Origin of the sequence: Pseudomonas sp. KCJK9016, assembly GCF_046231795.1 — a bacterium.
Classification (GTDB): domain Bacteria; phylum Pseudomonadota; class Gammaproteobacteria; order Pseudomonadales; family Pseudomonadaceae; genus Aquipseudomonas; species Aquipseudomonas bananamidigenes.
Map to the genome: position 1 here is coordinate 67,347 of NZ_JBJJMM010000012.1, position 22,316 is coordinate 89,662.

The 22,316-nt window shown below is 61.9% G+C and carries 18 protein-coding genes; 9 read left to right on the plus strand and 9 right to left on the minus strand.

What is annotated here, in order from left to right:
• The first annotated feature begins 24 nt into the window (after positions 1-24).
• On the plus strand, positions 25-1,338 hold the full coding sequence (locus ACK6BI_RS13945) for a leucine-rich repeat-containing protein kinase family protein (protein WP_409317527.1): 1,314 nt from the start codon (positions 25-27) through the stop codon (positions 1,336-1,338).
• A 124-nt stretch (positions 1,339-1,462) separates the two neighbouring features.
• Here the strand turns inward: ACK6BI_RS13945 and ACK6BI_RS13950 are convergent, their stop codons facing one another.
• Positions 1,463-2,167 (minus strand): YebC/PmpR family DNA-binding transcriptional regulator, encoded by a 705-nt coding sequence (locus ACK6BI_RS13950; protein ID WP_409317528.1) that lies wholly within the window; start codon positions 2,165-2,167, stop codon positions 1,463-1,465.
• Between the two features lie 218 nt (positions 2,168-2,385).
• Between ACK6BI_RS13950 and ACK6BI_RS13955 the strand changes: the two genes are divergently transcribed.
• Complete coding sequence (locus tag ACK6BI_RS13955; RefSeq protein WP_409317529.1) at positions 2,386-3,792, plus strand: type VI secretion system Vgr family protein; 1,407 nt, start codon at positions 2,386-2,388, stop codon at positions 3,790-3,792.
• A gap of 3 nt (positions 3,793-3,795) precedes the next feature.
• Here the strand turns inward: ACK6BI_RS13955 and ACK6BI_RS13960 are convergent, their stop codons facing one another.
• Positions 3,796-5,187, minus strand: coding sequence for an FAD-dependent oxidoreductase (locus tag ACK6BI_RS13960; protein WP_409317530.1), 1,392 nt, complete (start codon positions 5,185-5,187; stop codon positions 3,796-3,798).
• A 73-nt stretch (positions 5,188-5,260) separates the two neighbouring features.
• Entirely contained in the window at positions 5,261-6,586 is a 1,326-nt protein-coding gene (locus ACK6BI_RS13965) for an MFS transporter (RefSeq protein ID WP_409317531.1), read from the minus strand.
• Between the two features lie 271 nt (positions 6,587-6,857).
• Here ACK6BI_RS13965 and ACK6BI_RS13970 point away from each other — a divergent pair, with 271 nt between their 5' ends.
• Positions 6,858-7,730, plus strand: coding sequence for a LysR family transcriptional regulator (locus ACK6BI_RS13970; protein WP_409317532.1), 873 nt, complete (start codon positions 6,858-6,860; stop codon positions 7,728-7,730).
• A 103-nt stretch (positions 7,731-7,833) separates the two neighbouring features.
• Here ACK6BI_RS13970 and ACK6BI_RS13975 read toward each other — a convergent pair whose 3' ends face one another.
• Entirely contained in the window at positions 7,834-8,694 is an 861-nt protein-coding gene (locus tag ACK6BI_RS13975) for a LysR substrate-binding domain-containing protein (protein ID WP_409317533.1), read from the minus strand.
• Between the two features lie 113 nt (positions 8,695-8,807).
• On the opposite strand from ACK6BI_RS13975, the gene ACK6BI_RS13980 reads away from it, so the two are divergent.
• From ACK6BI_RS13980 to ACK6BI_RS13990, 3 genes are all read left to right on the plus strand, one after another.
• Positions 8,808-9,917 (plus strand): 2-aminoethylphosphonate--pyruvate transaminase, encoded by a 1,110-nt coding sequence (locus ACK6BI_RS13980; protein WP_409317534.1) that lies wholly within the window; start codon positions 8,808-8,810, stop codon positions 9,915-9,917.
• Positions 9,918-9,958: 41 nt separating this feature from the next.
• Positions 9,959-10,786, plus strand: coding sequence for a phosphonoacetaldehyde hydrolase (gene phnX, locus ACK6BI_RS13985; RefSeq protein WP_409317535.1), 828 nt, complete (start codon positions 9,959-9,961; stop codon positions 10,784-10,786).
• 190 nt (positions 10,787-10,976) lie between these two features.
• Positions 10,977-11,531: a cytochrome b gene (locus ACK6BI_RS13990; protein ID WP_260520140.1), complete on the plus strand. Its 555-nt coding sequence runs from the start codon at positions 10,977-10,979 to the stop codon at positions 11,529-11,531.
• On the opposite strand, the gene ACK6BI_RS13995 is transcribed toward ACK6BI_RS13990, so the two are convergent.
• Both ACK6BI_RS13995 and ACK6BI_RS14000 read right to left on the minus strand, forming a co-directional pair.
• Positions 11,528-12,436 carry a 1-aminocyclopropane-1-carboxylate deaminase/D-cysteine desulfhydrase gene (locus ACK6BI_RS13995; RefSeq protein ID WP_409317536.1) on the minus strand — a complete coding sequence of 303 codons (909 nt, stop codon included), beginning with the start codon at positions 12,434-12,436 and terminating at the stop codon, positions 11,528-11,530. The two genes, ACK6BI_RS13990 and ACK6BI_RS13995, sit on opposite strands and share 4 nt — an antisense overlap.
• Before the next feature lie 41 nt (positions 12,437-12,477).
• Positions 12,478-14,517, minus strand: a complete 2,040-nt coding sequence (locus tag ACK6BI_RS14000; protein WP_409317537.1) for an FAD-dependent oxidoreductase — start codon at positions 14,515-14,517, stop codon at positions 12,478-12,480.
• A gap of 205 nt (positions 14,518-14,722) precedes the next feature.
• Between ACK6BI_RS14000 and ACK6BI_RS14005 the strand changes: the two genes are divergently transcribed.
• Positions 14,723-15,841, plus strand: a complete 1,119-nt coding sequence (locus ACK6BI_RS14005) for a nitrilase-related carbon-nitrogen hydrolase (protein ID WP_409317538.1) — start codon at positions 14,723-14,725, stop codon at positions 15,839-15,841.
• Between the two features lie 3 nt (positions 15,842-15,844).
• The gene (locus tag ACK6BI_RS14010; RefSeq protein WP_409317539.1) at positions 15,845-16,885 is read left to right on the plus strand and encodes an AraC family transcriptional regulator; all 1,041 of its coding nucleotides are present in this window, start codon (positions 15,845-15,847) and stop codon (positions 16,883-16,885) included.
• 288 nt (positions 16,886-17,173) lie between these two features.
• Here the strand turns inward: ACK6BI_RS14010 and ACK6BI_RS14015 are convergent, their stop codons facing one another.
• Positions 17,174-18,031 carry a DUF2242 domain-containing protein gene (locus ACK6BI_RS14015; RefSeq protein ID WP_409317540.1) on the minus strand — a complete coding sequence of 286 codons (858 nt, stop codon included), beginning with the start codon at positions 18,029-18,031 and terminating at the stop codon, positions 17,174-17,176.
• A 92-nt stretch (positions 18,032-18,123) separates the two neighbouring features.
• Positions 18,124-19,023: a LysR family transcriptional regulator gene (locus tag ACK6BI_RS14020; protein ID WP_409317541.1), complete on the minus strand. Its 900-nt coding sequence runs from the start codon at positions 19,021-19,023 to the stop codon at positions 18,124-18,126.
• Positions 19,024-19,144: 121 nt separating this feature from the next.
• On the opposite strand from ACK6BI_RS14020, the gene ACK6BI_RS14025 reads away from it, so the two are divergent.
• Positions 19,145-20,350 carry an MFS transporter gene (locus ACK6BI_RS14025; protein ID WP_409317542.1) on the plus strand — a complete coding sequence of 402 codons (1,206 nt, stop codon included), beginning with the start codon at positions 19,145-19,147 and terminating at the stop codon, positions 20,348-20,350.
• A 60-nt stretch (positions 20,351-20,410) separates the two neighbouring features.
• Here ACK6BI_RS14025 and ACK6BI_RS14030 read toward each other — a convergent pair whose 3' ends face one another.
• A complete protein-coding gene (locus ACK6BI_RS14030) occupies positions 20,411-22,282 on the minus strand; it encodes a SurA N-terminal domain-containing protein (protein WP_409317543.1) in 1,872 nt (623 codons plus the stop codon).
• Positions 22,283-22,316: the final 34 nt, after the last annotated feature.

Sequence of the window (22,316 nt, forward strand, 5' to 3'; positions counted from 1 at the left end):
GCCCTCTCGATAGCGATCCTCTCCATGCACACCCTTGCACAACTGCGCACCGGCGAACTGTCGGGCATCACCCGGTTGGATCTGGTCGAAGACCTGACCGAGTTTCCCCGTGAGATCTTCGACCTGGCCGATACCCTGGAAGTGCTCAACCTCAGCGGCAATGCCTTGAGCAGCCTGCCGGACGACTTGCATCGCCTGCCGCATCTGCGCGTGCTGTTCTGCTCCGACAACCGGTTCACCGAACTGCCGGAGTGCCTCGGCCAATGCCAGGCCCTGAGCATGATCGGCTTCAAGGCCAACCGGATCGCCCGAGTGACCGGCGCGGCCCTGCCACCGCAGCTGCGCTGGCTGATTCTGACCGACAACCTGATTGAAACCCTGCCGGAAGAACTGGGCGAGCGCCCGCTGCTGCAAAAGCTCATGCTCGCCGGCAACCGTCTGCGTGCCCTGCCGCCATCGTTGAACCAATGCCATCGACTGGAATTGATCCGCATCGCCGCCAACCAGCTGACAGAACTGCCGCAATGGCTACTGGCGCTGCCGAGCCTGACCTGGCTGGCCTACGCCGGCAATCCGTTGGAAACCGAAGCCGATGCCGCCGCACTGCAAGCCACACCGTTAATCGACTGGTCGACCTTGCGTCTGCAACAGCGTCTCGGCGAAGGGGCGTCCGGGGTGATTTCCAGGGCCGCGTGGCAACCGGCCGGTCAGCCGGAACGCTCGGTGGCGGTCAAACTCTACAAGGGCGAGATGACCAGCGATGGCTCACCGCTGCACGAGATGAACGCCTGCATCACCGCCGGCCTGCACCCGAATCTGATCCGGGTCGAGGGTCGTATCGGCAATCATCCCGAAGACCGGCAAGGCCTGGTGATGCAACTGATCGATCCGAGCTATCGCAACCTCGCCGCGCTGCCGAGCCTGGCGTCCTGTTCGCGGGATGTCTACGCCGAGGATTGCCGCTTCAGTGCCGACGTCGCGTTGCGCATCGCCCGGGGTATCGCGTCGGTCGCCGAGCATTTGCATCGACAGGGCATCACCCATGGTGATCTGTACGGTCACAACATACTGTTGAACGAAAACGGCGACTGCCTGCTGGGGGACTTTGGCGCAGCCTCGTTCCACGCCACTACCGACAACCTGGAAACCCGCGCACTGCAACGCCTCGAGGTGCGGGCGTTCGGGATTTTGCTGGGGGAATTGCTGGCGCGAATCGACTCGGGATTGAGCGATGGCCAGCGTCAGGCGCTGGAGGAGCTGGAGCGGCGCTGCTGCCAGCCGGATGTGCTGGCGCGGCCAGGCTTCAGTGAAGTCATTGAGATGCTGGAAACGCTGTGACCGAACAAACCCTGTGGCGAGGGAGCTTGCTCCCGCGGGATGGCGAAACTATCCCGATTGCGGCGACTGCTGCGCAGCCGGGCGGGAGCAAGCTCCCTCGCCACAGTTCAGCTTTGCAGCAAGATCAGCCGGCCAGGCCGACGAACATGTCCTGCACGTCGTCGTGGTTGTCGAGGCCTTCGAGGAACGCTTCGACTTCTGCCATCTGCTCGTCGGTCAGGCCGCTGACCGGGTTCTTCGGCTGATAGCCCAGCTTGGCCGACAGCACGGTGAAGCCTTGTTCCGGCAGGGCTTTCTGCACGGCGTCCAGATCGGTCGGGTCGGTCAGGAACAAGGTCGCACCGTCTTCGCCCGGCTCGAAATCCTGCGCACCGGCTTCGATCGCGGCCAGTTCCGGATCAGCGTCCGGGGTGTCCGGCGTGGCCTCGATCATGCCGACGTGGTTGAAGTCCCAGGACACCGAGCCGGAGGCGCCGAGCTGACCCTTGCGGAACGCCACGCGGATTTCCGCTACGGTACGGTTGACGTTGTCGGTGACGCACTCGACGATCAATGGAACCTGATGCGGCGCGAAACCTTCGTAAGTCACGCGATGGTACTGAACAGTCTCGCCCAGCAGGCCCGCGCCTTTCTTGATCGCGCGATCCAGGGTTTCCTTGGGCATCGAGGCTTTCTTGGCCTGTTCGACCACCAGACGCAGGTGTGCGTTGGTGGCGGTATCGGCACCGTTGCGGGCCGCGATGGTGATTTCTTTCACCAGCTTGCCGAAGATCTTGCCCTTGGCGTTGGCTGCCGCTTCTTTGTGTTTAACCTTCCACTGTGCGCCCATTACTCACTCTCTTGATCTGTGGCGCCGAGACATCTATTGGCCGACGCGTGGCGCCAAGTTTATACGGCCTAAAGTCGGCAATCGACCAAAAAATCCGCTGCTGTCGACATCTTCTACACACCTTGTAGGGCGATTCTGAAAATCCGCTTTCCAATGCCCCTTTCCCGCCGCGGTTTCGTACCCTCTGCCGCCCGTATTACCCGACAGAGCCCGTACGAATGCTCAATGACAAGGAAAGTCCCTTCACTTTGACCCTCATCGAGGGTGGCCTGAGCCTGCCGGTGCAGCGGTTTCGCGGCCATGAAGCACTGAACCGGCCCTTTCGCTTCGAGATAGACGTCATTGGCCTGGCCCCGTCCCTGGCCCCGACTACCCTGCTGTATCGGCCAGCCTATCTGCACCTGGGTGAGGACCATGGCATTCACGGCACCCTGCACAGTGCCAGTTGCGAACATCGCGGAGCCCATCGGATCGGCTACCGGCTGGTGCTGGGCCCCCACTTGCTGCAACTGCAACAGCAGACCCGGCGCCGGGTGTTCACCCGATCAAGCGTTCCGGACATTCTTGAACAACTGCTTGTCGAGCATCGTCTGCCCGCGCACAGTTATCGGTTCGACCTGACGACAGGCCACTACCCGCCGCGCCCGTTCTGCATCCAGTACGACGAATCGGACCTGGCGCTCTTGCAGCGTTTGTGCGAAGAGGAAGGCATCCACTATCACTTCGAACACCGACCGGACGGCCATGTCGTAGTGTTCGCCGATGACAGCCTGAGCCTGACACAGCAAGCGGTGCCGGTCGCCTTCAGCATGGAACAGGAACCGCCGTCGCCCGCCCTCAGTTCTCTGTTTCAGCGTCACGATGCCGTCACGGTGCAAATCTCGCCCGGCGTCCGTGATCGAGGGTACTTGAGCAATGCTGATGAGGCTGCCAATCATCCACCGGGAGCCCCCCCGCCCGTGCGCGGCGTTCTGACGAGCGAGCAACGCTACGCCGATCAACGCAGCCGGCGTCAACTGGAACGCGAGCGTTGCCGGTATCGGTGTCTCCAGGGCCGCAGCGACTGCACCCGGTTACTCAGTGGTCGCCTGCTGCAGGTTACAGATCATCCGGTGAGTGGTTTCAACGACCAATGGTTGCTTACCGAGTTGCATCATCAGGGTCAACAACCTTCGATTCTCGATCCGATGCCCGCATGCCGTCGCTACCACAATGACTTCACCGCACAACCATGGCAGACCGAGTTCCGACCTGCACTGCGACAACCGCGCCCGAGCATTCCGGGGTATCACCCGGCCCGGGTTCTTGGCCCGACCGGGCAGCCGCCGCAATTGGACGATCAGGGACGAATCGCTGTCCGGTTATGGCCTCGACAGAGCGTGAATGCCGACGATGACGGGTTATGGCTGGCGATTGCCATGGTCGGAGGTGGCGGCCCGATCACTCGGGAAGCACTGCCTCGCGCCGGCAGTGAAGTATGGGTGAGTTTCCTCGACAGCGATCCGGACCGACCGATTCTGTGCCTGGACGTCGGCCACGTTCGTGCGACGCAGCCACCGTCGGAATCGCTCGATGACGATCTGCTGCTCGACTGGCTGCTCAACCGCACCCCGCCTTCAGCCTGATGTTCAGGCCTTGTCGGCCTTGCCCGCAGCCGCTGCGAATTTCGCCAGGCGTACATCCAGATGCCGAGGACGCCGTCCGTGATCCTCGGCGCGTTCCTTGCGGCGAATCGCGTTGCGCACCATCAAGGAACCCAGATAGCGGATCGGCTCCGGCGGAAAATACCCCAGCGGCCCGTTGACCAGCGGCGAGCGCGTCCAGGGATTGTCGAGACCTTGCACCAGCGAGGCGAGAATCTGCCCGCCCATGTGGCACGGTCCGACGCCACTGCCGGAATAACCGAAACCGTAGAACACATTGCCGCTGGCGCTCATCTGGCCGAAAAACGGCAGACCGGTGACCGAACGATCCGACGGGCCGTTCCATGTCGCGTCGACCTTTACATCGGCGAAGGCCGGGAAGAAGTCGTCGAGGCTGCGCTTGAGCAACCCGGCGTATGGCGATGGTCGGTCGAACACCGGCAACATCCGGCCACCGTAAGCGAAGGTGTTGCCACCCTTGCCGAGCATGATCCGGCCGTCCGGTGTGTTGTGGTAGTAATGCACGAAAATCCGCGAATCCAGCACGGTCACGCCGCTGGTCAGGCCGATTTCCTGCAACAGCTCCGGACGCGGTTCAGTGATCAGCATGTCGCTGGAAACAATTGCCACGCTGCGCTCGAACTGCGCAAAAGCACGGGCCATCCAGGCATTCATCGCCAGCACCACGCGATCGGCGACCACACGCCCACTGGCCGTTTGAAGGCGCGCCGGGCGGCCTTCCTCCAGCCCGGTCATCGCGGTGTTCTCATGAATCCTGACGCCAAGTTGCAGTGCCACTCGACGCAAGCCACGCACCAGCTTGCCCGGCTGCACACTGGCGGCTGCCGGTGAGAACCAGCCTTCCAGATGCTTGTCGGAACCGGCCATGCGCTGCACGTCGGCGACGGGACGCTGGGTGAACGAGTTGATGCCGTTGCGCTCGAGTGCCGCAATCACCGCATCGGTCGAGCCGCATTGCGCCTGGTTGGTGGCGGTGTAAAGCGTGCCGTCGAGGCGGTAATCGGCCTCGACACCGTAGTGCTCGCAAAACTCGCCGATGGCATGGATGCTGCGCTCGGACTCCTTGACCAGCCGCACCGCTTCTTCGACGCCGAACAGCCGCTCGAGGGTGAAGTACTTCGCCGACCACGACAGCGCACAACCGCCGTTGCGCCCGCTGGCGCCGGCGCCGCAGATGTCGGCTTCGATCAGCAACACATCGAGCCCGGGGTTCTGTTGCTTGAGCATGATCGCGGTCCACAACCCGGTGTAACCGCCACCGACGATGCACACATCCGTGCGCACTTCGCCTTGCAGCGGCGGGCAGGGTTCGGACGTATCGAGCTGCAAGGCCTGCTCCAGCCAAAACGGTCTCATGAACGTTCTCCAGTCAGTCGGCCACGGCACAGCCTGCCGCGAATGCCGCAGCAGGCCGCGAGGCAGGGTTTGTTCAGTTACGCAGAGGTTTGATGGTCAGGGCCCGATTGGGCACAGAAGCACGGGGTTCCATGACGCCAACCGGGCGGCTGTTCCAGTGTGGAATCAGCACCAGCGCCGAGAACAGCGCGCAACCGGCGAACACGATGAACACCGTCACCGAATCGAAGTAGCCCGGCAGCAACCCGCCGAGCACCGCGCCGACCGAGCCGCAACCGTTGACAAATCCTGCCGCCGTGGCACCCGCCTTGGCCTTGCCGAAATCGATGGCGGCCGCGCCGCTGATCATCGAATCCGGGCCGTACAGGGTCAGGCCCATGACAAAGAGCAAGGCCACCACCAGCAACACGCTGCCGGTGTGCAAGGCGCCCATGAACAGCGCCAGGGTCACGGTCAGCGCCAGCAGGCTCAACACGCAGGCCGGCATGCGCCGGGCGCCGAACAGTTTGTCCGAGGCCAGACCGATCATGATCGGCCCGAGCAGCCCGGCGAGTTCAAACGCAGTCGGAATGATCGCCGCACCAACCTTGCCGACTGCCGGCATCTGTTCGAAGACGATCACCGGGCCCCACAACAGAATCGCGTAACGCGCCGGTTTCAGCAGAAAGTACGCCAGACCCAGCACCAGCACCGTGCGGTTGCGCAGGATTTCCTTGAGCGGCTCCCAGATACTGAGCTTGCTGTAGGCAGCGGTTTGCTCGGCACTGAGTTCCGGCTCCGGATCCACGGCGGGCAGTCCGACGTCTTCCGGTTTGTTGCGCTGAAAGATGAAGAACAACAGCGCCACCACGGCTACCACTGCCGCACTGGAAATGAACGCCGCATGCCAGCTGCCGATCAGCGTGTAAGCCCACCAACCGGCGAACGGTGAGGCCACCAACCCGCCGAAGGCGTAGCAGGAACTCCATAACCCGAGCACTCGCCCGCGCTGTTCGGCGGGGAAGAAACTGCCGAGGTTCTTGCACAGGCCCGACCAGCCGGTGGACTGTGCCAGCCCCTGGATCAGCATGCAGGTGGCGAAGATCGGCAAGGTCGCGAAGCTGCCCATCACCAGGGCGGCACCGGCGGAAATCAGCAAGCCGCCGAGCACCACGACCCTGGGGCCGAAACGGTCGGCAAGCATGCCCCAGGTGAATTGCCCGATGGCATAGGCCGCCAGGTAAATTGCATCGAGGTTGGCCATGGCCATTTTGTCGAGTGTGAAGCCCGGGTCTTCGGCGATGCCCAGTTTGGCCACCGAGAAGGCTTTGCGGGTGAAATAGAACGCGGCGTAAGCGAGCCAGGTGACAGCGAAAATCTGCATGCGCCAACGCGCAAGGGTGCCGATGTGCTTGTTCATTGTGGTTCTGACCTCAGGGTGTGAGTGTGCCGGCAGAATCGTTAAGTAAACGCCTGTGTTTTTTATTGTTGAGCACTGCGATATCACCCTGTCCCTGTTGGCAATATCGGTCAGATGAGTCCTGCTGTTGCACGCACAGGCCCATGGCCAACGTCACTGCCCGACCGGGCAGTCAGCGTTGGCGTGAGCGGATCAAAGCAATTACTGTTTAATAAATAAAATCGATTTATCGTATTTCACACATAAGCTCTGCTTGTTACCGAGGTCAGCCATGTCGGTTTCCCACGCCCAGCTCAAAGCCTTTCATGCCGTCGCCGTGCACGGAAGCTTCACCAAGGCCGCCGAGCGGCTTTACCTGACGCAACCGGCGATTTCCGACCAGGTGCGCAAGCTGGAAGAACGCTTCGGCGTGCTGCTGTTTCATCGCAACAAACGCTCGGTACGCCTGACGGACCTGGGCGAGCGCTTGCTGGCAATTACCCAGCGCTTGTTCGTGGTCGAGGCCGAAGCCCAGGAACTTCTCCAGGAGTCCCAGGCCTTGCAGACCGGCAGCCTGATCCTGGCAGTGGATGCGCCGGTGCACGTGTTGCCACAGATCGCCCGGTTCTGCGAGCGCTATCCGGGGATCAGCGTGAAGATCGAGACCGGCAATACCGATGAATCGCTGTTTCGCCTGTTCAACTATCAGGCCGATCTGGCGCTGCTCGGGCGCGATGTCAACGATGAACGCCTGCTGTGCGTGCCGTTGCGCAATGATCCGATGGTGGCATTTGTCTCGCGCCATCATCCGTGGGCCGAGCGCGAGTCGATCTGCCTGGCAGATCTGGACGACACGCCGCTGGTACTGCGCGAACACGGCTCGGTCACCCGCCAGACCCTGGAAGAAGAAATGGCCCGCGCCGGTTTGCGCATCCGCCCGGCGATCCAGGTGGAAGGCCGGGAAGCGGCGCGGGAAGCCGTGGTCGTGGGGATTGGCGTGGGGGTGGTGTCGGCAGCGGAGTTTGGTGCCGACTCACGGGTCTGCGCACTGCCGATCACCGATTGCACCCGGCGGTTGACCGAAACGCTGGTGTGCCTGCGGGAACAGAGTTCGCGGCGGGTGGTGGCGACGTTTCTAGAGATGGTTCGCGAAAGCCTTGTGTAGTCAGTTCCGGCCCCTTCCCGAGCAAGCTCGGTCCCACCTGGAGCCGCGGCGTGCACAAACCCTGTGGGAGCGAGCTTGCTCGCGAATGGCCGCGATACGGTTATCAGTTGGGCGCCAACCCAAAAAACGCCTGAATCAACCGTAACTCCCGCCGCCGCTCCACGCACCCGATCATGTGCCGGTTCACCAGACCTTCTCCCGCAATGGGAATCGCGACGACACGGGGGTCGTGGCTGACCTCCACCGATGACACCACGCCAACCCCCAACTCAGCCGCCACCGCCTCCGTCACCGCCTCACGGCTGTCCAGTTCCAGCAACACCCGTGGATTGACCGATGCCCGCGCACAGGCCTGATCGAAGGTGCGTCGGGTAATCGAACTCGGCTCGCGCAAGACCATGATCACCTGATCCAGCTCCTTGAGGCTGACCTCACCACGGCGTGTCGCCCAGGGATGCCCCGCCGGCACCAGCGCACAGATTCGCGATTCACTCAGCGCCTGCAAGTGCAGCCCCTTGCGCGGCTCGACTTCGGTCAGAACCGCCACGTCTGCATGTTCCGACAACAGCGCCGCCAGGGTTTCCTGGGCATTGCCCAATCGCAGGTTTACGGTGATTCCCGGATAGCGTGCCCGCAGGCTGGCGAGCATCGGCATGACCATGTGCGGGCCGTCCGCCGCGACCTCCAGACGCCCGGTGAGCAATTGCCGATTGGCTTCGAGCAGCGCCTGGGCCTCTTCGGCCATGCCGAACATAGCCCGGGTGATCGCCGCCAGTTTGGTGCCCTCCTCCGTCAATTCGACCCGGCGTGCCGTTCGGCGCAACAGGGTGATCTGATAGTGCTCCTCCAGCGCCTTGATGTGCCCGGTGACCGCCGGCTGGCTGATGAACAAGCGTGCAGCGGCACGGGTGAAGCTGCCTTCCCGGGCTACGGCGTCAAAGGCGCGGAGCTGGAACAGGTTCATGAATAACCCTCACTGATGGCTGGCATAACAACAAACAATTTGATTGATGATCCGGCGAATTGCAACGTATGCCCCGTAGCTTCATCCCACAGCGCTATCGCGAGGACACACGAATGAGTACTGCCGCACCCATCCTGCTCACTCCCGGCCCGTTGACCACCTCGGCCCGTACCCGCCAGGCGATGATGGTCGACTGGGGTTCATGGGATGACCGCTTCAATAAACTGACCGCCAGCCTCTGCGAGCAGTTGCTGGCGATCATCAACGGCGCCGACAGCCACCACTGCGTGCCTTTGCAGGGCAGCGGCACGTTCGCCGTCGAAGCCGCCATCGGCACCCTCGTGCCCCGCAACGGCAAGGTACTGGTGCTGATCAACGGCGCCTACGGCAAGCGTCTGGCGAAAATCTGCGAAGTGCTCGGCCGCTCGTTCAGCACCTTTGAAACCGCCGAGGACGAGCCGACCACCGCCGACGACGTCAACCGCCTGCTGCGCGCCGACACGGCCATTACTCACGTCGCACTGATCCACTGCGAAACCAGCACCGGCATCCTCAACCCGCTGCCGGAAATCGCCCAGGTCGTCGCGCAACATGGCAAACGCCTGATCATCGATGCCATGAGTTCCTTCGGTGCGCTGCCGGTGGATGCACAGCAAGTCCCGTTCGATGCGCTGATCGCCGCCTCCGGAAAATGCCTGGAAGGCGTGCCGGGCATGGGCTTCGTGTTCGCCCGCAAGGAATCCCTGGCGGCCGCCGCCGGTAACTCCCATTCACTGGCGATGGACCTGTTCGATCAGCACAGCTATATGCAGAAGACCGGCCAGTGGCGCTTCACCCCGCCCACTCACGTGGTCGCCGCACTGCACGAAGCCCTGCTGCAATACAACGAAGAAGGCGGCCTGCCGGCAAGGCATGCGCGCTACGCCGCCAACTGCCAGGCCCTGATGGAAGAGATGGGCAAACTCGGCCTGCGCAGCTTCCTGCACGCCGCGATCCAGGCGCCAATCATCGCCACGTTCCATGCACCGAAAGATCCACGCTACCAGTTCAAGGATTTCTACGAACGGGTCAAGGCCAAGGGCTACATCCTCTATCCCGGCAAGCTGACCCAGGTCGAAACCTTCCGCGTCGGCTGTATCGGCCACGTCACCCCGGTGCAGATGCGCGAAGCCGTCGCAGCGGTGGGTGAAGTGCTGCGCGAGATGGAAGTGCTGGACATCTGATTGATCAAGAACTGCCTTTACAACACAGGATTGCGAACGCCATGAACTACAACAACCCAAGCAAACTGCAAGCCGCCATCCTCGACTGGGCCGGCACCGTCGTCGATTTCGGTTCTTTCGCCCCGACCCAGATCTTTGTCGAAGCCTTCGCCGAATTCGACGTTCAGGTCTCCATCGAAGAGGCTCGCGGCCCGATGGGCATGGGCAAGTGGGATCACATCCGGACCCTGTGCGACCTGCCGCAGGTTGCCGAGCGCTACCGTAAAGTGTTCGGTCGCACCCCGACCGACGATGACGTGACCGCGATCTATAACCGATTCATGCCGCTGCAGATCGAGAAGATCGCCGAGCACTCGGCGCTGATTCCCGGCGCGCTGGAGACCATCGCCAACCTGCGTCGGCAAGGGATCAGGATCGGCTCATGCTCGGGCTACCCGAAACAAGTGATGGACAAAGTCGTGGCGCTGGCCGCCACCAATGGCTACGTCGCCGACCACGTCGTGGCCACCGACGAAGTGCCGAACGGTCGACCATGGCCGGCTCAGGCTCTGGCCAACGTGATTGCGCTGGGTATCGATGATGTCGCCGCCTGCGTGAAGATCGACGATACCGTGCCGGGGATCCTCGAAGGTCGCCGCGCCGGGATGTGGACGGTGGCGCTGATCTGCTCCGGCAATGCACTGGGTCTGGACTACGAAGGCTTCCGTGCACTGGGCAGCGATGCACTGGCCAGCGAACGCAAGCGTATTCATGCACTGTTCGAAGGCTCGCGTCCGCACTACATGATCGACACCATCAGCGATTTGCCGGAAGTGATCGCCGACATCAACAAGCGCCTGGCCAACGGCGAGATGCCACAAAGCAGCTGATTGCACAGCCTGCGGCAAAGAAAAACGCCGGTGTCTGCCCGACACTAGCGTTTTTTTATGGGTCCATTCCTGATTTCGCGCAATGAGAGCGTTTTCAGACACGCGCAAATCGGCCAAAGCGGATTACAGTTAAAGCATGCCGTCGCTCAAGAACGGCACGTTTCGACCCTGATCCGTGAGGAAATACCGTATGCCGTGGACAAGTTCAGAATCACGCTACAGCACCGTGTCAGTCCTGCTGCATTGGTTGATGCTGGTGCTGTTGGTGCTGGTGTACGCCAGCATGGAATTGCGTGGCATCTTCCCCAAGGGCAGTGGTGGCCGCTCGCTGATCCGTGAAGTGCACTACATGCTGGGACTGACCGTGTTCGTGCTGGTGTGGTTTCGCCTGCTGGCACGCAGCATCGGCCCGGCACCGAAGATCTTCCCCGCTTCACCGCTGTGGCAGACCACGCTCGCCCGACTGATGCACTGGGCGCTGTACCTGTTCATGATCGCCATGCCGATCCTCGGTTGGCTGATCACCAGCGCCGAGGGCCATCAAGTGATGTTCTACGGTTTCGACCTGCCGTTGCTGGTGCACGAAGACAAAGCCTTTGCCAAGCAGGTTGAACACTGGCACGTACTCATCGGCAATATCGGTTATTGGCTGATCGGCCTGCATGCATTGGCGGGGCTGTATCACCATTACGTGGTGGGCGATAACACACTGCTGCGGATGATGCCCAAGCGCAATCAGGGCTAGCCATCGAATCCACGCCGGCCCTGCAAGCCGCCGGTGTGGACGAAGATCAGTCGCGTTCCACCGGCAAAGCGGCCCGCTTCGATGTGTTGCCTGAGCGCGAGCAGGGCCTTGCCGGTATACAGCGGTTCGAGGGGAACACCGCAGACCTGCTCGGTCTGCGCGATGAACTCAAGCAATGCCGCATCGACTTTGGCAAAGCCGCCACGGCTGGCGTCGATCAACTCATAGCGTCCAACCTCACCGACAATCGCTTCGACATTGGCCGCGACGCCGTGATCATCGGGCACGGCCAGTGCGCCGTACACCGTGCGTTGACCGCCTTCCGCCAACACCAGACCGGCAAGCGTGGTGCCCGTGCCACAGGCCAGCCACCAGCCGTGAAAGTTATCCCAGCCGAGCCTCTCCAACTGCGCGCTGACTTGATGCCTCAAGGACGCGCAACCCTGCGCCCCCGGCAACCCACCACCACCTTCGGGCACCGGATGCAGCGTCGGGTATCGCGTCAGCCACGGTTCCCAAAACCCAGGCTCGTGCCGCGCCCGATAGCCACCATAACCGAGCCAGTGCAGCTGCATGCCAAAATCCTGCAGATCCATGACCGTCGGCGTGTCCTGCGGATGCCCGCGCAACAGACCGACCGTTGCGAACCCCAGGCGCTTGCCGGCTGCGGCCAGTGCGTGCAGATGATTGGAATGTGCGCCACCCAGGCTGATGATGCCTTGCGCGCCCGCACGGTCGGCGGCTTTCAGGTGTTCGACGAGTTTGAACCACTTGTTGCCGCTGATCAGCGAATCGATCCGGTCCAGACGCAGGACCGCGACTTCAATGCCGGCGGCAGTGAGCCAGTCCAGATGAAGCGGTTCGAGGGGGGCTGGGCCCAGCCAGTCGGTGGGAGGCAGAAACATGAAAGCCGGCTCTGTGCAAAGAGCCGGCATTCTAGGGCGGATCAGAGCTCTGCGGCCAGACGCGAGCCTTGATTGATCGCACGTTTGGCATCCAGTTCCGCCGCGACATCGGCGCCGCCGATCAGGTGCACGTTCTGCCCGGCAGCCACCAGGCCGTCGTGCAACTCACGCAGCGGATCCTGGCCTGCGCAGATGACGATGTTGTCCACCGGCAGCACCTGCGGCTCGCCGGTTTCGCCGATGCGGATGTGCAGGCCTTCGTCGTCGATCTTCAGGTATTCGACGCTGTTGAGCATCTGCACCTGCTTGTTCTTCAGGCCGGTGCGGTGAATCCAGCCGGTGGTCTTGCCCAGACCGTCGCCGACCTTGGACTTCTTGCGTTGCAGCAGGAACACGTCCCGGGCCGGTGCGTGCGGTGCAGCCTTGATTCCGGCCACACCTCCACGGGCTTCCAGATTCGTATCGATGCCCCACTCTTTCCAGAACGCGGCGCGATCCTGACTGGTGGCCACGCCTTCATGGACGAGGAACTCCGACACGTCGAAACCGATACCACCGGCACCGATCACCGCCACACGCTTGCCCACCGGTTTGCGCTCGAGCAGCACATCCAGGTAGCTCAGCACCTTGGCGTTTTCGACACCCGGAATCGCCGGCACTCGCGGCACAATGCCGGTGGCCAGAATGACTTCGTCGTACCCGCCCTCCACCAGTTTTGCCACGTCGACGCGGGTGTTCAGGCAGACCTCGACATTCGTGGTCTGCAACTTGCGTTTGAAGTAGCGCAGGGTTTCGTAGAACTCTTCCTTGCCCGGCACACGCTTGGCGACGTTGAACTGGCCACCGATCTCGCTGGCCGAATCGAACAGCGTCACCTGATGCCCGCGCTCGGCGGCTACGGTAGCGGCGGACAGACCCGCCGGGCCGGCACCGACCACGGCGATTTTCTTGATCTGCTTGACCGGCAAGTAATTGAGTTCGGTCTCGTGACACGCGCGTGGGTTGACCAGGCAACTGGTCAGCTTGCCGCCGAAGGTGTGATCGAGACAGGCCTGGTTGCAGCCGATGCAGGTGTTGATTTCATCGGCACGGCCGGCGGCGGCCTTGTTGACGAAGTCCGGGTCGGCGAGGAACGGCCGGGCCATCGACACCATGTCGGCATCGCCTTCGGCGAGGATCTGCTCGGCGACTTCCGGGGTGTTGATGCGGTTGGTGGTGATCAGCGGGATATTCACCGAGCCACGCAGTTTGGCCGTGACCTTGGTGAAGGCCGCACGCGGCACTTTGGTGGCGATGGTCGGAATCCGCGCTTCGTGCCAGCCGATACCGGTGTTGATAATCGTCGCACCGGCCTGCTCGATCGCTTTGGCCAATGTGACGATTTCTTCCCAGGTGCTGCCGCCTTCCACCAGATCGAGCATGGACAGACGGAAGATGATGATGAAGTTCGGACCGACCGCTTCACGCACCCGGCGAACGATTTCCACCGGCAGGCGCATGCGGTTTTCGTAGCTGCCGCCCCAACGGTCGGTGCGGTGGTTGGTGTGGGCCGCGAGGAACTGGTTGATGAAGTAGCCTTCCGAACCCATGATTTCCACGCCGTCGTACTCGGCGGTTTGGGCCAGCACCGAACAGGTGACGAAATCGCGGATCTGTTTTTCGATGCCTTCTTCGTCCAGCTCTTTGGGCTTGAACGGATTGATCGGCGCCTGAATGGCGCTCGGTGCGACCTGTTTCGGGCTGTAGGCATAACGGCCGGCATGGAGGATCTGCATGCAGATCTTGCCGCCCGCGTCATGCACGGCGCGAGTGACGATGCGGTGCTTGAGCGCTTCTTCCTCGGTGGTCAGCTTGGCGGCGCCTGAATACACACCGCCCTCGTCGTTCGGGCCGATACCGCCCGTCACCATCAGACCGACACCACCATGGGCGCGCTCGGCAAAGTACGCCGCCATCCGCTCGAAGCCACCCGGCTTTTCTTCCAGGCCGGTGTGCATCGACCCCATCAGGGTGCGGTTGCGCAGCGTGGTGAATCCCAGGTCCAGCGGGGCCAGCAGGTGCGGGTATTGAGTGGTGGTCATCGGTAACTCCACAGCGAGCGATCACGGAAAATGCGGGAGCTCTGCGTCCCCCGTCAGTCATGTTCGACAGCCTAAGAGTCGCATCGCTGTCACTCAATGACCGTAACTGACAAGTTATTGATCCAAATGCGCAGCGCCCCTTGGCAAGCGCAGACATGGGCCCTACCCTAGTTCCACACCCTGTACCCGGTTGTTGTTGGATTTCATGCGCAAACTTCTGTACCTGACCTTTTCCATGGCGCTGGTCGCCGCGCTCACCTTCTACGCCATGTGGGCGGCTGACCGCCCGGCCGGTCACTACCTGTCGGATCTGCGCATCAAGCTGGCGGTCGATCAGGGCACCCGCGCCGATCGTGGCAATCTGCTGGGAATCCAGCCGGAACTGTTCCCTACCGATTATCAAAGTTCCGAACGTCTGCACCGTAAGCTCGCGGCCTATCTGCAACAGGCGCAGGATCAGGGTTTGCTCAATGAAAAAACCGTCGTGGTCCTGCCCGAGCATATCGGTACCTGGCTGATGATCAGCGGCGAAAAGGACGAGTTGTACCAGGCGCCCACTCTGGAAGAAGCGATGAACTGGCTGGCCGCCAGCAACCCGTTGCAGTTCGCCCGCGCCTGGCTCTCCGCCAGTGGCAGCAGTCGTCTGGATGACGCCCACTTGCGAATGAAATCCCGAGACATGGCCAAGGACTATCAGTTGCTGTTCGGCGGTCTGGCCAGGGAATTTCATATCACCCTGGTGGCCGGCTCGATCGTGCTGCCGGAACCCGACATCATCGACGGCCGGCTCAAGGCCGGTCATGGCGCGTTGTATAACACCAGTGTGGTGTTCGGTCGTGACGGCGCCCCGCTCGGCCAGCCACAACGGCAGATGCGCCCGATCTTCGATGCGGGAACCGGCGATGTATCACAGATCAACGTGGTTGATACCCCGGCCGGACGCCTCGGCGTGCTGATCGGCAACGACAGCTGGTATCCGGACAACTATCGCAGGCTCGATGCGCAAGGCGCGCAACTGATTGCGGTGCCCGCCTTCGTCATCGGCCATGGCGCGTGGGATCTGCCCTGGCAGGGTTACAGGGGCTGGCGGACGCCGGATGCGGTCAGCCTCAAACCGGGAGAGGTCAGCGAGGGCCAGGCCTGGCATCGCTTGACCCTGACGGCACAACCGCCGGGTAGCCGGGCTATTGCCGGCATGAGTGTATTCCTGCGCGGGCAATTCTGGGATAAACCGGGTTCCGGGCAGAGTTTTCTCAGCAGCAATGGCCAGCAGTTCGCCGACGGCGAAGCCCGTGGCGCGCGCTTGCTGAACCTCTGGTTATAAGCCATGAAGCCGCTGCCGATGCGCCTCGGGGATCTGTCAGTGGGCTTCGTCCACAGCCTGGCCGATGCCGTGCACAGCCATGGCGTCGATCCGCAGCCTCTGCTTGAGCAATACGGACTCGACACCGCTCGACTGGCCGAGGCCGGAGCACGCTTGTCGATCCCGCGCTACATGCGCCTGGGCCATGGCGCAATCCAGCTGACCGGCGATCCGGCCCTCGGTTTGCGCATGGGCCAACTCGGTCGTCTGAGCCAAGCCGGGCTGGCCGGTGTCACGGCGGCGCAAGCCCCGACCGTACGCGAAGCCGCTCGTTGCCTGACGCGCTTCGAACCGTTGTATGGCTCCAATTATCGCGGCCAGTCGAGTTTCCATGAGGATGCGAACGGCGCCTGGCTGCGTTTCTATTCGATCAGCCCGTACAACGCCTACAACCGCTTTGTGGTGGATTCGATCATCGCCGGCTGGCTGCAGCAGTTATCCAGCGTCAGCCTCGAACCGCTGCGTGCAGAACGCATCGAAATCGAATTCGAGACACCGGATTACCGTGACGCCTACGCCGTGCTGGGCGAATGCCCGATCCAGTTCGGCGCCGAACACAATCAATTGCGCCTGAACCTGGCCAGCCTGGCCCGGCGCAATCCACAACACTGCCCCAGCACCTGGAAACATCTGCTGCAACTGTGTGAACGGGAACTGGAACAATTGACCCGCACTCGCAGCCTGCGTGAACGCATCACCCAGTTGCTTGGGCCGTTGCTCAATGGGGGTCGCGAACCGGACCTGGAAGAAGTGGCGGCACGCCTGAAGTTGCCCACCTGGACGTTACGGCGAAAACTGGCCGAAGAAGGCACGCAATTTCGCGCGATCCTCAACGATACTCGCCGTGATCTGGCAATGACCTACATCCGCGACACCGAACTGGCATTTGGCGAGATCGCCTACCTGCTCGGTTTTGCCTCGGCCGAAGCGTTCCAGCGCGCCTTCAAGCGCTGGAACGGGCAGACGCCGGGCGAGTTCCGCCGCAGTCACCGCAAGGCCGGCTGAAACCTCACAGCTCGGTGGCGTCTTCCGCAGGCTCCGGTGAATCCAGCTCGTAAGCCTGGAATTCGAGCAGTTCTTCCTGATAGTCATCCATCGCGTAATCCCCCTGACCGTCAACCTGAAAATGGCCTGGAACAATCGACCAGTGCCCCGAGCATAAAGCGCCCGCATGAAGGAAAAATGAAACACGGCCTTCATGAAACAAACGTAGCAGGCGGTCAGGAATTTATCGCGGGATTTTCCGATGAAAATGTCATGGGCCCGGCAGCAGCCGAACCCATGGCGTGAAGATCACTGCCCGGAGGCCGGCATGGCCGGAATCGGCTCGGAAGGTGGCGGCAGGTCGGCTGGATTGGCCGGTGGCGTGATGACTTCGGTTGCCGGCCCCGGTGTTGGAACCAGCTCCGAACCCGGTGCCGGCGTGATCGGCGCGGCTTCGGCGGGTGGAACAACCGGCTCGGAGCTGACCGGTACCGGCTCTGCAGCGGCAGGAGTCGCAGCAGGCGCGGCGGCAGGTGCCGGTTCAGTCGCCGGTGTCGGCGCCAGTGCTGCCGGTGCCGTCTTGGCTTCAGGCACACCGAGGTCGGTCTTCGGCTTCTCGGTAATGTGGGCGGCTTTCTTCGCTTCGGCTGGCAGGAACAATTCGACCAACGAGAAGAAACGCTCGTAGAACTTCTGCGAGGACACGGTTTCGCTGGCCACCTTGACCATTGAGTCGTCTGAGGAACCGATCGGCATCGACACCGAACCCAGCACACCCACCCCCAGGCTGGCCGAGTTGTTGGTTTTCTTCAACGCGTAGCGGTCCTGAAGGGCGTTGGCGAACACCGTCGCGTGGTGTGCGGCACTGCCGTCATCGGTACACACCACGTTGAAGCTGATCTCCATGTGGGTTTCACCGGTCTGCTGGAAGCTCTTGTGCCCGCTGACCAGTTTCGGGTCGCTGCTGGTGATGATGTAACCCTGACTGAGCAAGGCACGGCGCGCCGCTTCGCAACTGGCGGTATCGTTGACCGGGTAATTGCGCGAAAAGGTGCCGGAATCGTCGAAGTTCTCATGCTCGTAGATGGGCTTGTCCTTGGAGCAGCCGGCAGCGGCGGTCAGCAACAACGCCAACCCGAAAAAACGCACGGGAATAGAATTCAACATTAAACATCCTGAGGGAAAACGGTCCGGGGCGTATTGTGCAACATAACGTGGCCCTGCGGCGTACCGATTAGTGTCTTAAAACAGTTACAACGCTATTGACCGTCGACGACAGGAAAAAGTCGCGCTGACAGGTGATCGATGAAGACCCGCAATTTCGCGGTGGCATGACGGCTGGACGGCCACAGGATCCAGAACTGTCCGACGTGCTCGATGTGATGATCGAGCACCCGCTGCAAACGCCCCTGCCGGAGCGCTTCATGGATCATGAAGTCCGGCAGGCAGGCGATTCCCATGCCTGCCAACGCCGTATGCTGCACAGCTTCTATCGACGTACTGACCAGGCGTGTCGGCAAGCGTGGCTCGCCAGTACCCTCCTCATGCTTCAGCGGCCACGGCTCCAGTTTGCCGGTGGCGTGAAACGTGTGGCGCAAACAGGCGTGCTGCGCCAGATCCGCAGGTGTCTGCGGCACGCCGCGTGTTTGCAGATAGGCCGGACTCGCGACCAGGACCATATGAAATTCGCCCAGCGGTCGCGCCATAAGCCGCGAATCCCGGGGTTTTCCGGTACGAATCACGGCGTCGAAGCCTTCCTCGACCACATCGACCATGCGATCGGTCAGGTCCAGGTCCAGCTCGATCTGTGGGTACAAGGCCATGAACTCGTTCATCACCGGCATCACCAGTTCATGCACCTGAGGCAGACTGACCCGCAGCCTGCCATGGGGCGCTGACGCAGCGTCGCACAGCTCGAACTCTGCCGCTTCGACCTCCGCCAGAATCTTGCGGCAACGCTCGAGGAACAGCGCACCTTCGCTGGTCAGTGTGATACTGCGGGTGGTGCGATGGAACAACCTCACGCCCAGTCGCGCCTCCAGCCGCGCAATGCTCTTGCCGACCGCCGATGAGGACACCCCCTGCAAGCGGCCGGCTTCGGTGAAACTGCGGGTTTCCGCCACCTGCACAAAAACTGAAATGCTGCCCAGACTGTCCATTCTTTTTCCCTGATTCACGACATTCCTGTCCGAGATGTTCGGAACCCTAACCTGTTTTTCCCGAATATGCAGCGCCCTACCCTGTGACCTTCATCTCCCTCGGCCACATGGATGCTGATTCATGAACGACACACTGCTCACCTCTCCTTCCCTTGCCAGACCCGCCGAGCGTAACGATCGGTTGCCGTTGGGTGCGTTGCTGGCACTGGCTACCGCCGGTTTCATCACCGTGTTGACCGAAGCCATGCCTGCCGGTCTGCTGCCACAGATGAGCACCAGTCTCGGCGTCTCCCAGGCCTTGATCGGGCAATTGGTCACCCTGTACGCCATCGGCTCGATACTGGCGGCCATTCCGCTGACCATCGTCACACGAGGCTGGCGTCGCCGACCGCTGCTGTTATCGGCCATTGGCGGCTTTGCTATCGCCAACAGCATTACCGCGCTGTCGGAGGTTTATTGGTTGACGCTGGCTGCACGTTTCCTGGCCGGCGTATTCGCCGGGCTGCTCTGGGCGTTGCTGGCCGGATACGCGAGCCGGATGGTCGAACCCCGGCTGCAAGGTCGCGCAATTACCGTGGCCATGCTCGGCGCGCCGCTCGCCCTGTCGCTGGGCATACCGGCGGGCACGCTGCTGGGCACCGCCGTCGGCTGGCGCCTGAGCTTCGCGATCATGACCGGCATGACCCTTCTGCTGGTGATCTGGGTGCGCTGGCAAGTGCCGGATTTTGCCGGCGAACGGGCTGGCAAACGACTGCCGCTGCATCAGGTCCTGATCTTGCCGGGCGTGCGATCAGTGCTGTTCGTGACGCTGTCCTACGTGATCGCGCATAACCTTCTGTACACCTACATCGCGCCATTCCTGGAGCCGTCCAGTCTGGGCAGCGAAATTGACCGGGTGTTACTGGTGTTCGGTCTCGCCTCGGTACTGAGCCTGTGGATCGTCGGCAGCCTGATCGATCGCTGGTTGCGGCAACTGGTGCTGATCAGCGCGACACTGTTCATGCTGTCGGCGATTGCACTGGCCTTGTGGCAGGAACAGCCTGGCGTGGTCTATGCCGCGACGGCTGTATGGGGGCTGGCGTTTGGCGCGATGCCTTCACTGTTGCAGACGGCCTCGGCGAAAGCCGCCGCAGAGGCGGCAGACACCGCACAATCGATGCTGGTGACACTCTGGAACGTGGGCATCGCTGCCGGCGGGCTGGCAGGCGGCCTGCTGCTCAACGTTCCAGGCGTGCAGACGTTTCCCTGGATCGTCACCGGACTCTTGCTACTGACTCTGTGGACGACCGCAAATGCCCGCAAGCATGGCTTTGCGCGCAGCGAATAGCGCGCAGAAAAAAGCCCCGGATTTTCATCCGGGGCTCATTTTCTGCCGCTCAGTCAGACATCAGAAACGCTTGATGTCCGCTTCGCTTTCCAGCTGCTTGCGGTACGCGGCGAAGTCCTGCTGGCCTTCACGAGAAGCGAGAAAACGGCGGTATTGCGCTTTCTCTTCATCGGTTGGTGCAGCGGCTTCGTTTACCGCATTCAGACGCACGATGGTCAGGCTGCCATCCGGCAGTGTCACGCTGCTGAAAGTCGGCTTGTCCTTGGCTGCCGGCTTCGGCATGCGGAACAACGCTTGCAGCACCGCAGGATCGACACCTTCCTGAGCGCGGGTGGCCGCCTGGGTGACTTTCCAGCTCTGACCGTCGATGGCCTTGTCGAGCGGCGTCTTGCCGGCGCGCAGATCAGCGATCAACTGCTCGGCCTTGGTCTTGGCCGCCGCACTGGCGTGTTCTTTGGCCAACTGGGTGCGAATGGCGGTCGCCACGGCATCCAGCGGCAGTTGCGCAGGCTTGAGGTGTTCCTTCACGCGCAGCACGATCACGGTTTCCGGGTCCAGCTCGATGGCGGTGCTGTTGGCACCATCATCCAGCACTTCGCTGCTGAATGCGGCAGTGACCACCGCACGGTTGGCTGCAACACCTTCACCACCTTCACGGCCGAACGGCTTGGAAGTGTGTACGGTCAGTTTCAGGTCCTGCGCCGGTTGTGCCAGGTCAGACGCCTCGAACGACGAGTCTTCCAGTTGCTTGGTCGCCTCGACGAAACGCTGCTCGACCTGCTGGGCCTTCAGCTCGCGGGTCAATTTGTCTTTCAGGCTGGCCAGCGTCGGCACTTCAGGCGCTTCGACACCCAGCAGCTTGATCAGGTGGAAGCCGAAGTCGGTGCGAACCGGTCCGGATACCTGATCCTTGGAAAGCGCGTACAGGGCTTTCTCGAAGGCCGGGTCATAGACGCCAGGACCTGCAAAACCGAGATCGCCGCCATTGTTGGCCGAGCCCGGATCCTGCGAGAACTCCTTGGCCAGCGCTTCGAATTTCTCGCCCTTGGCCAGTCGTGCCTGAACCTCCTCGATCTTCGCCTTGGCCTGGGCCTCGGTGGTCTTGTCGTTCACCTCGATCAGGATGTGCGCCGCGCGACGCTGTTCCGAAAGATTGGCGATTTCTTTCTGATACGCCGCCTGCAGCTCTTCGTCCTTGACGGTGACCTGATCGAAGAACGAGGACTTCTTCAGCTCGAGGTAATCAATGACCACCTGATCCGGGGTCATGAATTCCTTGGCGTGCTCGTCGTAGTAGGCCTTGACCTCATCGTCGGTCAGCTTCACGGCGGCCGCGTCAGCCTTGACGTTCAACGAAGCGAAATCACGGGTCTGCTTTTCCAGACGGGCGAAGGCCAGAACCTGGGCGTCGGTGACGAAACCGCTGCCGGCCACACCGGCGCGCAGCTGGCCGATCAGCATTTCCTGAGCCAGCATCTGGCGGAATTGCATCCGGCTGTAGCCCAGCTGGCGGATCACCTGGTCAAAGCGGTCGGAGTTGAACTTGCCATCGACCTGAAACTCAGGCGTTTGCAGGATCACTTGATCCAGAGCAGCGTCCGAGAAAGCGAATTTCGATTGTTCTGCGCCTTGCAGCAGCAGCTTGCGATCGATCAACCCCTTGAGTGCCGATTCGCGCAGCATCTTTTCGTCAAGCAAAGAGGCGTCGAAGTCCTTGCCCAGCTGTTGCATCAGCTGACGGCGTTGCATGTCAACGGCCTGGCTCAGCTCGTTCTGGCTGATTTCTTCGCCATTGACCTTGGCTGCCTCGTTCTTGTGAGTGGCGGCCTTGAAAATGGCGTCGAAACCGGTCAGGGCCATCAGTACGACGATGACCCCGATAATGGTCTTGGCAATCCAGCCTTGTGAATTGTCCCTGATGTTCTGCAGCATGCGTCCCCCATAAACGGTTGAACTTCAAAAATTG

Bases quoted from the DNA above. Each gene is read 5' to 3' on its own strand.
- ACK6BI_RS14010 (WP_409317539.1), top strand. From the start codon at position 15,845: ATGAAGCCGCTGCCGATGCGCCTCGGGGATCTGTCAGTGGGCTTCGTC.
- ACK6BI_RS13965 (WP_409317531.1), bottom strand. From the start codon at position 6,586: ATGAACAAGCACATCGGCACCCTTGCGCGTTGGCGCATGCAGATTTTC.
- ACK6BI_RS13970 (WP_409317532.1), top strand. From the start codon at position 6,858: ATGTCGGTTTCCCACGCCCAGCTCAAAGCCTTTCATGCCGTCGCCGTG.
- ACK6BI_RS13995 (WP_409317536.1), bottom strand. From the start codon at position 12,436: ATGTTTCTGCCTCCCACCGACTGGCTGGGCCCAGCCCCCCTCGAACCG.
- ACK6BI_RS14025 (WP_409317542.1), top strand. From the start codon at position 19,145: ATGAACGACACACTGCTCACCTCTCCTTCCCTTGCCAGACCCGCCGAG.
- ACK6BI_RS14005 (WP_409317538.1), top strand. From the start codon at position 14,723: ATGCGCAAACTTCTGTACCTGACCTTTTCCATGGCGCTGGTCGCCGCG.
- phnX (WP_409317535.1), top strand. From the start codon at position 9,959: ATGAACTACAACAACCCAAGCAAACTGCAAGCCGCCATCCTCGACTGG.
- ACK6BI_RS13990 (WP_260520140.1), top strand. From the start codon at position 10,977: ATGCCGTGGACAAGTTCAGAATCACGCTACAGCACCGTGTCAGTCCTG.
- ACK6BI_RS13945 (WP_409317527.1), top strand. From the start codon at position 25: ATGCACACCCTTGCACAACTGCGCACCGGCGAACTGTCGGGCATCACC.
- ACK6BI_RS13960 (WP_409317530.1), bottom strand. From the start codon at position 5,187: ATGAGACCGTTTTGGCTGGAGCAGGCCTTGCAGCTCGATACGTCCGAA.
- ACK6BI_RS14030 (WP_409317543.1), bottom strand. From the start codon at position 22,282: ATGCTGCAGAACATCAGGGACAATTCACAAGGCTGGATTGCCAAGACC.
- ACK6BI_RS14015 (WP_409317540.1), bottom strand. From the start codon at position 18,031: ATGTTGAATTCTATTCCCGTGCGTTTTTTCGGGTTGGCGTTGTTGCTG.
- ACK6BI_RS13975 (WP_409317533.1), bottom strand. From the start codon at position 8,694: ATGAACCTGTTCCAGCTCCGCGCCTTTGACGCCGTAGCCCGGGAAGGC.
- ACK6BI_RS14020 (WP_409317541.1), bottom strand. From the start codon at position 19,023: ATGGACAGTCTGGGCAGCATTTCAGTTTTTGTGCAGGTGGCGGAAACC.
- ACK6BI_RS13950 (WP_409317528.1), bottom strand. From the start codon at position 2,167: ATGGGCGCACAGTGGAAGGTTAAACACAAAGAAGCGGCAGCCAACGCC.
- ACK6BI_RS13955 (WP_409317529.1), top strand. From the start codon at position 2,386: ATGCTCAATGACAAGGAAAGTCCCTTCACTTTGACCCTCATCGAGGGT.
- ACK6BI_RS13980 (WP_409317534.1), top strand. From the start codon at position 8,808: ATGAGTACTGCCGCACCCATCCTGCTCACTCCCGGCCCGTTGACCACC.
- ACK6BI_RS14000 (WP_409317537.1), bottom strand. From the start codon at position 14,517: ATGACCACCACTCAATACCCGCACCTGCTGGCCCCGCTGGACCTGGGA.